Origin of the sequence: Anaerophaga thermohalophila DSM 12881 (assembly GCF_000191885.1) — a bacterium.
Lineage (GTDB): Bacteria > Bacteroidota > Bacteroidia > Bacteroidales > Marinilabiliaceae > Anaerophaga > Anaerophaga thermohalophila.
This window is the reverse complement of sequence record NZ_AEWI01000125.1, coordinates 1-1,236: the sequence shown is the minus strand read 5'-3', so window position 1 is coordinate 1,236 and position 1,236 is coordinate 1. Positions and strand designations below refer to the sequence as shown.

The 1,236-nt window shown below is 39.3% G+C and carries 1 protein-coding gene; it reads left to right on the top strand.

Translation table 11 applies throughout. The features are described 5' to 3' along the window. Positions 1-279 precede the first annotated feature (279 nt). The gene (locus tag ATH1_RS0116265) at positions 280-1,104 is read left to right on the top strand and encodes a GIN domain-containing protein (RefSeq protein ID WP_010424294.1); all 825 of its coding nucleotides are present in this window, start codon (positions 280-282) and stop codon (positions 1,102-1,104) included. Positions 1,105-1,236 lie beyond the last annotated feature (132 nt).

Here is a 1,236-nt window from a genome sequence, read left to right as displayed (position 1 = left end):
TGCGAGTTCCATCCGACCAATAACTTAGACTAATTTTATACGGATGAAAAGCTTAAACGCAGAGACGCGATGACGCAAAGTTTTTTATGAGAGAGTTGTGTTTTGTGCTATTGATTGTGTAAATAAATAGGGTCTGTCCATAAAGTACCATTTGCTGTGTTGCGTTTGCCGCCAAAATACTCATTTACGAAACAAGCTTGGTAAAGTTTGCCACAATAAAATATGTATAAGTTCTTGCATGCGAGTTCCATCCGACCTTAATAATTAAATTTTATACGGATGAAAAGATATTTCATATTCCTATTTTTATTAGCTGTTACTCTATTTTCGGGTTTGATTTCCTGTGATGATATCTTCAGTGTTGAAATTGTGGGGGATGGGAACCTGAAGTCCGAGAGGCGCAGTATCGGGGTATTTAACGGTATTTTTCTGGATACGGATATGGAGGTGATTATTAGTGAAGGCCCCGCCAGGGAGTTGATAGTTGAAGGCGATTCCAATATATTACAATATGTATCCACAGAAATCAATAACGGTATTCTTGAGATAGGTGAAAAATCGAACTTTTCAATTGTTCCCAGGCATCCTGTTAAGGTTTTGCTGAAAGTTCCTTCCGGATTTTCTGAGATTGAGGTCCTCAATGGAGGGGTTGTCAGGATTGACTCATTGCAAACAGACCAGCTTGACGTCCGTGTTTATGGTGTTTCAAAAGTTATTACAGACAGTCTCAATTGTCTTGATTTTCATCTATTGACAGAAGGGAGTACTTTAACAGAGATTACAGGTATATTTAAAAATCTTACCATTTACCAGAAAGGTTCAGGAAATACTTTATTGAGAGGAGAAGCGGATAACGGGGAGGTTGTGCTTGAAGGTTCAGGAAAGGTAGATGCCGTTGATTTATTTATGGCAGATGCCGATTTGCGCCTATACGGCTCCGGACTCATTTTTTGCAGGGTTTCCGGGGTATTGCAGACGCTGATTGAAGGGATGGGAAGAATCTATTACTATGGTATGCCTGAGGAACTCAGCAAAGATATTTCGGGTGGAGGCCTGGTGTTGCCGGGTGAAACGAGCATGACAAAGAGTGTTTTAATAGATTAATAGATTTAAGATGGTAAGATGTAAGATAAAACGGGCCTGACAAGGTATACCACAACAAGAATATGTATAAATGCTTGCATGCGAGTTCCATCAGACCAATAACTTAGACTTATTTTATACTGATGAAATAGG

Bases quoted from the DNA above. Each gene is read 5' to 3' on its own strand.
- ATH1_RS0116265 (WP_010424294.1), top strand. From the start codon at position 280: ATGAAAAGATATTTCATATTCCTATTTTTATTAGCTGTTACTCTATTT.